This is a genomic window from Myxococcus sp. CA039A, assembly GCF_013336645.1.
GTDB classification, from domain to species: domain Bacteria; phylum Myxococcota; class Myxococcia; order Myxococcales; family Myxococcaceae; genus Myxococcus; species Myxococcus llanfairpwllgwyngyllgogerychwyrndrobwllllantysiliogogogochensis.
Map to the genome: position 1 here is coordinate 1 of NZ_JABUMQ010000407.1, position 8756 is coordinate 8756.

An 8756-nucleotide genomic window follows, 5' to 3' on the forward strand; every position below is an offset into this window, starting at 1 on the left:
CTGGTGGGCGGGTTGATGGAGTTCCTGCAAGTGGGCTCCCTCTTCACGTTGGACCCGTTGATGCCCAAGCTGGACAAGCTCAACCCGCTGGGCGGGTTGAAGAACATGTTCAGCAAGAAGTCGTTGGTGGAACTGCTCAAGAACCTCATCAAGATCTCCATCACCGCCAACGTCGTCTACGGCGTGGTGCGCGACGCCATGCCCATGGTGGTGGAGACGGTCCGCCAGGACACGCACGCCATCATGGTCATCATGGGGGAGCTGGTGACGCGTGTGGCCACCCGCGTCGCGCTGCTCTTCGTCCTCTTCGCCATCTTCGACATCTGGTGGCAGCGCAAGTCCTTCATGAAGGACTTGATGATGTCCAAGGACGAGGTGAAGAAGGAGTACAAGGAGAGCGAAGGCGACCCGCACCACAAGGCCAAGCGCAAGGAGTTCCACCAGGAGATCATGGAGGGACAGCAGATGGAGGCCGTGCGGGACGCGGACGTCATCGTCACCAACCCGGACCACGTGGCCGTCGCGCTCAAGTACGACCGGGAGAAGGACGGCGCGCCCCGGGTGCTGGCCAAGGGCATGGACCACAAGGCCGAGCGCATCAAGGGCATCGCCCGCGAACAGGATGTCCCCACGCTGCGCAACGTGCCCCTGGCCCACGCGCTCCTGCGGGTGGAGGTGGGCCACGAGGTGCCCGAGGAGCTCTACGACGCGGTCGCCGAGGTCCTCAACTTCGTCTACGACCTGAAGAACGGCGGTCCCGCCCCGGTGGCCCGCGCGTGAGCGGCCCTGGAGCGGTTATCATCGGCAGGACTTCTCGGAGCGCCCCATGAGTGACGACGCCGAAATCGCCATCGCGCTGAAGTACGACAAGGAGAAGGACACCGCCCCGCGCGTGGTGGCCAAGGGGCTGAGGCTCAAGGCGGAGAAGATTCGCGCCATCGCCAAGGAGCACAACATCCCCATCATGCGCAACGTGCCCCTGGCCAACGCCCTGTACCGGGTGGAGGTGGGACAAGAAGTGCCCGAGGAGCTCTACGACGCGGTCGCCGAGGTCCTCAACTTCATCTACGAGATCCAGCGCGAACACGCGGCCGCCGGAGGGCGGTAGGGGAGGGGGGCTGGACGGCCCCCCCCTTCCTGGAGTGAGCTTCGGAGTTCACGATGGCCAGAATCAATAATCAGCCCCCCGGACCCCAGTGGCCCTGGGGGGGACCCCGCAGCGTCCGTGAGCGCCTGGTCGACCCTTCCCAGGTCGACCGCAAGAAGCTGCGCAAGACGGGCAATCCCAAGAACCCGGCGCTCGCCTCCGCGGCGCTCCTGGACTTCATCGGTCCCGCGCACTCGTCGGAGGAGCTGCGCCTGCCCCTGCCTCCTCATCCCGGCGGGCATGACGCGGACCTGGAGGGCTTCAGCGACCGGCCCCACCTGGCCAGCGTGGCGGGGCGGGGAAGCGACGAGTCGCGCCACCTGATGGAGCGGGGGCTGACGCGCATCAACGCGTCCCCGGACCGCCTGGAGCGCCTCAAGGCGCTGCTCCAGCGAGAGTCCTCCATGCTCACCCTGGTGGACCAGGTGAACGAGGAGACCAAGGAGATCATCCGGCGCATGTGGGCCGAGCAGAAGGACGAGGGTTACTAGCGCATGCCGGAGGACCCTCAGGACGAGGCCCAGCTGGCGGCTCGGCTCCAGCGTTGGGCGGATGGCAAGGCCACGCTGCGCGAGGTGCGCGGCTATTCCAACGACGAGCTCTACGCCATCGCCAAGACGGCGTACTACTTCTTCTACCAGGGCCGCATCAACGAGGCGCGGACGCTCTTCCAGGGCCTGTACGCCGTGAATCCCACGGACGGCTACTTCGCCAAGGCGCTGGGCGTGGTGGAGATGGCCGCGGGCAACGGTACGGGCGCCCTGGCCGCCTTCGACGTCGCCGCCAAGCTGTCCCCCCAGGACGCGTCCGTCTACGTCGGCCGCGCCGAGGTGAAGCTCGCCCTGGGCAAGAAGGACCTGGCCATCGAGGATCTGCGACGCGCCGCGGCAATGACGCCGGTGGATGATCCGGTGGTGCGCAAGGCCGGCGCCATGCTCACGGCGCTCGGAAAGCGTTGATTCTGGCTTGTCCCGGCGTCTGGTTGTGGCCAGACGCCGGGTAGGTGAGCCCGGAACAGTCTGTTAGGCTCGCCAGGTAAACCCCAACCCCTCGTTGTGGAGAGGTGGAGTCAGTCAATGAGCACGCAGAAGGCGAAGATGGGCCCACTGCCTCCGGAACCCGCGGAGCTGGTGGAGAAGCGCGACAAGTTGCTGGCGGAACTGGAGTCGCAGTCCAAGGTGGCCCAGGGCACCTTCCTCCAGGTGGTTCGGACGATGAAGATGCTGGTGGCCTCCACGACGCCGGGCACTCCGTTCGACGAGAAGCTCTATGGCGACGTGTCGGGCGCCCTCCAGCGCTTCATGGCCGACCCCATCCTCCCCGTGCCTCCCACGCTGGGCCTCGTGGTCTCCTACCTGTCGGAGCGCCTGAGCACCTACGGGATGACCATCCAGAACGCCGTCAAGGAGGCCAACCCGGAGCTGCACGCGAAGTTCGCGTTCGCTCCCCCGGGCGCGCAGGCCCCCTCGGCCCCTGCTGCTCCGCCGGCTCCTGCCCGCACGTCGGGCGCCCCCGCCGCCAAGGACGGCTTCGAGAGCGCTTCCAACAAGCGCTCCCTGTCCCTGGACCCGGAGGCCAGCCCGCCGCCCCCGGCAGATCCGAAGAAGGAGCAGCAGCAACTCGAGTCCTTCAAGGCCTGGATGAAGAATCCCAGCCTTGGAAAGCTCAAGGGTTAGGCCCGTTTCCCGGGGGGGACCCGGGCCTCGCGAAAAGGCCGGAAATGATCCCGGTTAATTCGCAGGAAACTTCCGAGCCCCTCCCCCGATAATCTTTTTGTAGCCGCCGCTGCACTTCATCCCGCAGCAAAACCGAATCAATCACTGGAGAACGACCATGAGCATCTCTGCCAACTTCAACGCCGCTGCGAGCAGCATCCTGGCCGGTTCCAAGGCCTCCAACGCGATGATCGCCGCCGCCCCCGAGGATCAGCGTCCGTTCCTGCAGGCGCAGGAGCAGATGCAGCGTGAGGCGAAGCTGGTCGAGCTCATCTCGAACTCCATGAAGAAGATCGAGCAGATGCAGAGCGCGATCGTCGGCAACATGCGCGGCTAGTCGTAAGCCCGCAGCCTGCTGCACCCTGGCCTCGCAACAGCTCCTGGAGCTGGTGCGGGGCCAGTTCATTTCCAGGGCCCGGTGGAATCACCTCGTCGGCTTGTCCGAAACTTTCCGGCCCCGTCTCACGAGAATTCCTTCACCCCACCCCTTTTGGAGAAATCCATGGTCGCTCCTGTCAATGGCGGTTCCCGTTCCACGTCCACGGCGAAAACGAGCCAGGCGGAAGCCACGCCGTCGGATCCCAAGGCCGAGCAGGCCAAGCAGCAGGCCATCATCGACGATATCGGCAAGAAGCCGGAGACCAAGCTGACCACCGAAGACCGCGCCAAGTACGCGGACGCGGTGGGCACGAACCAGGTCCTGCAGAACCAGCCGTTCCTGAGCTTCTTCTCCAAGTCCACCACGGAGAGCCTGACCAAGAAGCTGGACGCGGACGTGGCCAAGTACACGAAGGAGAACCCGAAGGCGTCGCTCAAGGACATCGAGTCGCACGTCAAGGACCGCTTCAAGGCCCAGATGTTCAGCGCGGTGGTGGCCCAGAAGGGCGTGGACATGGCCATCGCCAACCTGAAGAAGCAGCTGCAGAAGATTCGCGACGGCTTCGACGAGTAGTGCCTTCTCGGCGTCCCCTGACTGGTGGGCTCGCTGGAGGCGGGCTAGACTCCAGGCCGCCTCCGTATTCGCCCCGGGAATGAGTCCAGATGACGACGACCCAAGCCAAGGCGCCGGTCTCCAATAATGATGGGAAGCCGCTGTCCGGCCCGGAGTTGCTCGAGCGGGCCACTCAGGGCTTCGACCTGTTCCAGGACGGCCGCTTCCAGGAGTCCCTGGCCGTCTTCGAGCAACTCGCGGCCATGGATGGCTCCGAGGCCTACTTCCAGACAGCGCTCGGCGCCTGCCACCTGGCGCTGGAGAACCTGGACCAGGCGGAGGCCCACTTCAACCGGGCCATCGAGCTGGACCCCACGGACCTGACGCCGTTCGTCAACCGGGGAGAGGTCCACCTGCGCCAGGGCAAGGTGATGGAAGCCGCCCATGACTTCAACCACGCGGTGTCCCTGGACCCCGAGGGCAAGGACCCGCTGAGCGCGCGTGCGCGCATGCTGGCGGCCGCGGCCCTGGAGAGCGTGGAGGAGGCCCAGGGGGTCTCCGACGGCGACTCTGGTCCGGACGGGCGTTAAGCCCTCCCTTCGCATCTTCCGACGGACACCCCGCCCGGCTCGTGAGGCCCCCCTTGGGCCCGGGGCCGGGCGCGGACTAGGATGGCTCCCCGCTGATGTCCGCCTCCAATCCGAACAGCTTCCTCTCCAAGTACTCCGACATCGTCCTCGCGATTGTCGTGGTGTTCATCGTCGGGATGATGATCGTCCCGCTGCCCACGCTGCTGCTGGACGTGCTGCTGACGCTGAACATCAGCATCTCGGTGGTGCTGCTCCTGGTGTCCCTCTACGTGCCAGCGGCGCTGCACCTGTCGGTGTTCCCGACGCTGCTGCTCATCACCACGATGTTCCGGCTGTCGCTGACCATCTCCACCACACGTCTCATCCTGCTCACGGGCGACCCGGGAGAAGTGGTGGTGGCGTTCGGCAACTTCGTGGTGCAGGGCAACTTCGTCGTCGGCGCCATCCTCTTCATCATCCTCGTCATCGTGAACTTCATCGTCATCTCCAAGGGCTCGGAGCGTGTCGCCGAAGTGGCCGCGCGCTTCACCCTGGACGCGATGCCGGGCAAGCAGATGTCCATCGACGCGGACCTCCGCGCGGGCTCCATCGACCAGGATCAGGGCAAGAAGAAGCGCCGTGACTTGGAGCGGGAGAGCCAGCTGTTCGGCGCCATGGACGGCGCCATGAAGTTCGTGAAGGGCGACGCCATCGCCAGCATCATCATCACTGTCGTCAACATCGTCGGTGGCCTCATCATCGGCGTGACGCAGAAGGGGATGACGGCCGCGGACGCGGCGCAGAAGTACACGCTGCTCACCATCGGTGACGGCCTCGTCGGCATGATTCCCGCCATCCTCGTCTCCACCTGCGCCGGCATCATCGTGACGCGCGTCGGTGGTGATGAAGAGGGCGCGCACCTGGGCAAGGACATCGGCACGCAGCTCACCGCGTACCCGAAGGCCATCGCCATCGCCGCGGGCATGCTCATCGTCCTGGGCCTCGTCCCGGGTCTGCCCAAGATTCCCTTCTTCCTGCTGGGCGCGGGCGCGGGCTTCGGCGCGTGGACGATGCTCAAGAAGAAGCGCGAGTCGGAGATGGTGGAGGAGGCCGGTCCGGCCATGGAGTCGGACCTGGGCACGCCGATGTCCTCGGAGCCCGCGCCCAAGGAGCCGATGAATCCGGACTCCGAGCTCTTCATCCCCGTCGTCACGCCCATCGTCCTGGAGGTCTCCGACGCGCTGGTGCCGTACGTGGACTCGCGCCAGGACAACGGGAAGTTCCTCTTCGAACTCATCCCGTTCATGCGCGACGGCCTCTTCATCGAGCTCGGCGTGCGCTTCCCGGGCGTGCGCGCGCGCGGCAACTCGTCGCTGCCGCCGGGCGCATACCAGGTGCAGATCAACGAGGTGCCCGTCGTCACCGGTCAGGCCACGCTGGGCCACGTGCTCGTCAACGACACGGTGGACCGCCTGCGCCTGATGAACATCCAGGGCTTCGAGGCCATCAACCCCGCCACCCGCCAGCCGGCCGCGTGGGTGCCCGAACAGCACCGCGACACCCTGGAGGCCGCGGGCCTGACGACGTGGGACGTGCCCGGCTACATCATCCTGCACGTGGCCGCGGTGCTGCGGCGCAACGCGCGGGAGTTCGTCGGCGTGCAGGAGACGCAGACGATGCTGGAGCAGTTGGAGAAGGCGTTCCCCGCCATCGTCAAGGAGGTCATCCCCAAGGTCGTCAACGTGCTGAAGTTGACCGACATCCTCCAGCGGCTCGTGGAGGAGGAGATCTCCATCCGTGACTTGCGCGGCATCCTCCAGGCCCTGGCCGAGTACGGGCAGGTGGAGGCGGACAACGTCATGCTCACCGAGCACGTCCGCGCCTCGCAGCGCCGCTACATCTCCCACAAGTACGCGCGCGGCAGCGGCACCCTCGTGGTGTACCTGTTGGATCCGAACATCGAGGAGGCCATCCGCGGCTCCATCAAGCGGACCTCCGCGGGCGCGCACCTGGCGCTCGAGCCGGAGCTGGCGCAGGAAATCGTCCAGGCCGTCCGCTCCGAGTGTGGCCACCTGCCGCCCAGCGCCCAGCGCCCCGTCATCCTCACCGCCATGGATATCCGGCGCTACGTCCGCAAGCTGCTGGAGTACGAGTTCAACCCCTCGTTCTCCGTCCTCAGCTACCAGGAGCTGTCCCCCGAGCTGAACATCCAGCCGGTGGCTCGCATCTCCACCCGGTAGCCGCGTTGACCCGGGGTCGGTCCTCGCCGACCCGTCACCGTTCTGATCGGAATCCTTGCGCTTCAACGCAACTTCCGACGCGCGCTGTCGAGAATGGAAGTACGGCGGGAATGCGCGCTTCAGGGCGTGGGATTCCCCGAGATTCGGGAGGAAGTCATGACGAGTGTCACCCAAGCCGGCAACGCTCCCCGTACCACCAGCACTGGCAACACGAAGGTCGGGCTGAGTGAGACGGAGCTGACGAAGAACCTCGGGCTCATCGAGAACACGGTGGAGCGCGCCCTCTCGGAGATCGAGTCGGCGGTGAAGCAGCTCAAGCAGCTGGACGAGAACTCGTTCGCGGCCGGGGCTCCCCGTCCTGGCGACACGGCCTCGACGGCGGGCACGGGCGGCGCCTTCCCCACGGAGAAGCCGGTCCTCACCGAGGACACCTTCCGTCCCCCCGACAAGCTGAAGGTGGACGACAAGGGCACCATCACCACGCCGGGCGGCTACAAGATTGAGCAGCTGGGCCAGTTCGAGTGGAAGATCTCCGGCCCGGACGGCAAGAACACCCGCATCTGGGGTGACCCGCACGTCGACGAGAGCGACGGCGGCAAGTTCGACTTCAAGCGCAACACCACGTTCAAGCTGCCGGACGGCACGGAGATCAACTGCTCCACCGTGCCCTGGGGCAACGCGGGCATGACGGTGACGGGCAAGCTGGACATCACCAACGGCGCGGACCACATCGCCGTGACGGACATCGACAAGGGCAAGGGCAAGGTCGGTGAGCTGACGAAGGACGGCTACGAGACGACGGTCGCCTTCCAGTGGGACGACGCGTTCAAGAACAACAGCAGGGACTTGCTCGTCATGGGCAAGGACTCCGACGACTGGGCGAACGTGGGCAAGGAAGTCATCGGCGACGAGGGTGGCGGCGCCACCTTCAAGCACGGCAAGGATTTGGAGTTCCAGTACAAGGAGACTCCGTCCCTGCTGACGATGCTGCCCGAGCCGGCCAAGGAGAAGAAGGACGCCAAGACGGCGGACGTGTCCAAGCAGCGTGACGCGCTGATGCAGCAGATCTCCGACCACGTCAGCCGCGCCATCTCCGAGCTGGGCAAGTCCAAGGAGTCCGAGAAGGACCAGCCCATCGAGGACCGCTTCAAGTCGGTCACCAAGATGTTCAAGGCCTTGGATGAGATCAACTCGCTGAATGATATGATCAAGCCTCGGAACGTCTTCTTCTGACCTTGACCCGCAGGTAGAGGGGCCCACGCGTGGGGCCCCTCGCGAGGTGGCCGTGAGCAGCAAACCGGAGAGCGAAGCCCCGTCGGATGTTCGGATTCCGAAGGCCCTGACGGAGAAGCTCGTCCGCGGGGAGCTGCAGTTGGGCCAGTTCCTCGGGATGACGCGCGAGCGGCTCTTCGACTACGCCGGCATGGGCCACAGCATGCTGCAGGCCGGCCGCACCCGCCTCGCCCTGGAGATCTTCCAGGGCCTGGTGACGGCGGCGCCCCGTGAGCCCGCCTTCCTTACCCAGCTGGGCGCTACCTACCTGACGCTGGAGCGCACCGACGAGGCGTTCGACGCCTTCCAGCGCGCGCTCGCGGTGGAGCGCTCCAACGTGGACGCGCTGGTGGGCCGCGGTGAGCTGCTGCTGCGCCGGGGCAACATCCCGGACGGGCTCAAGGACCTGAGCCGCGCGATTGAACTGGACCCGAGGCTCCAGAAGCGCTCCACCCAGCGCGCGCGGAGCACGTTGCTCGCCCTCAAGTCGCAGGCGGAGCAGATCAAGGGCCGCCCGGCGTCCTCGCAGAAGAAGTAGCGGTCGGCAGCGGAGCAGCGTGGGGCGCCTTCACCTGGCGCTCCCTGTCCGCGCGCTCAGGCGCCAGCGACCACGGCGATGAGCAGCACCAGGAACACCAACCCCACCAGACCCATGACGACGAGCGGGACGAGCTTCTGCTTGTCCTTGAGCGCGGCCAGGGCTCCACCCGGCGCCACCTCGTCGGGGAGGGACGTCTCGGCGGAGGGCTGGATGGGCTCCTCCGGCTCCGGAGGGACGGGCTCCGGCTCGGGCTCCGGGGGCGCGGGTTCGGGCTCCGGCGGCGCGGGCTCCGGCTCTGGCTCCGGGGGCTTCACTTCCTTGCGCACCGGCTGTCTCTTATA

General features: G+C 66.4%; 11 protein-coding genes and 1 pseudogene. 11 read left to right on the forward strand and 1 reads right to left on the reverse strand.

The features are described 5' to 3' along the window. The 11 genes from HR086_RS41515 to HR086_RS41565 all read left to right on the forward strand — a co-directional run. The coding region (locus HR086_RS41515; protein ID WP_174468388.1) for a flagellar biosynthesis protein FlhB at nt 1-780 on the forward strand (780 nt) is incomplete at its 5' end. A gap of 46 nt (nt 781-826) precedes the next feature. After that, nucleotides 827-1108, forward strand: a complete 282-nt coding sequence (locus tag HR086_RS41520; RefSeq protein WP_141647468.1) for an EscU/YscU/HrcU family type III secretion system export apparatus switch protein — start codon at nt 827-829, stop codon at nt 1106-1108. Nucleotides 1109-1161: 53 nt separating this feature from the next. Then, nucleotides 1162-1638, forward strand: coding sequence for a hypothetical protein (locus tag HR086_RS41525; RefSeq protein ID WP_141647467.1), 477 nt, complete (start codon nt 1162-1164; stop codon nt 1636-1638). Nucleotides 1639-1641: 3 nt separating this feature from the next. Beyond that, nucleotides 1642-2106 carry a SycD/LcrH family type III secretion system chaperone gene (locus tag HR086_RS41530; protein WP_174468389.1) on the forward strand — a complete coding sequence of 155 codons (465 nt, stop codon included), beginning with the start codon at nt 1642-1644 and terminating at the stop codon, nt 2104-2106. Nucleotides 2107-2223: 117 nt separating this feature from the next. Next, nucleotides 2224-2823, forward strand: a complete 600-nt coding sequence (locus tag HR086_RS41535) for a hypothetical protein (protein ID WP_174468390.1) — start codon at nt 2224-2226, stop codon at nt 2821-2823. 157 nt (nt 2824-2980) lie between these two features. After that, on the forward strand, nt 2981-3199 hold the full coding sequence (locus HR086_RS41540) for a hypothetical protein (protein ID WP_141647464.1): 219 nt from the start codon (nt 2981-2983) through the stop codon (nt 3197-3199). A gap of 165 nt (nt 3200-3364) precedes the next feature. Then, nucleotides 3365-3814 (forward strand): hypothetical protein, encoded by a 450-nt coding sequence (locus tag HR086_RS41545; RefSeq protein WP_141647463.1) that lies wholly within the window; start codon nt 3365-3367, stop codon nt 3812-3814. An 89-nt stretch (nt 3815-3903) separates the two neighbouring features. Further along, nucleotides 3904-4383 (forward strand): tetratricopeptide repeat protein, encoded by a 480-nt coding sequence (locus HR086_RS41550; protein WP_141647462.1) that lies wholly within the window; start codon nt 3904-3906, stop codon nt 4381-4383. Nucleotides 4384-4478: 95 nt separating this feature from the next. Next, nucleotides 4479-6602 carry a type III secretion system export apparatus subunit SctV gene (gene sctV / locus HR086_RS41555; RefSeq protein WP_141647461.1) on the forward strand — a complete coding sequence of 708 codons (2124 nt, stop codon included), beginning with the start codon at nt 4479-4481 and terminating at the stop codon, nt 6600-6602. A gap of 156 nt (nt 6603-6758) precedes the next feature. Continuing rightward, nucleotides 6759-7835: a DUF1521 domain-containing protein gene (locus HR086_RS41560; RefSeq protein WP_174457183.1), complete on the forward strand. Its 1077-nt coding sequence runs from the start codon at nt 6759-6761 to the stop codon at nt 7833-7835. 52 nt (nt 7836-7887) lie between these two features. Further along, nucleotides 7888-8412: a tetratricopeptide repeat protein gene (locus tag HR086_RS41565; protein ID WP_246137666.1), complete on the forward strand. Its 525-nt coding sequence runs from the start codon at nt 7888-7890 to the stop codon at nt 8410-8412. A 56-nt stretch (nt 8413-8468) separates the two neighbouring features. On the opposite strand, the pseudogene HR086_RS41570 reads toward HR086_RS41565, so the two are convergent. Further along, nucleotides 8469-8756, reverse strand: a pseudogene (locus HR086_RS41570) (FHA domain-containing protein); the annotation flags it as partial.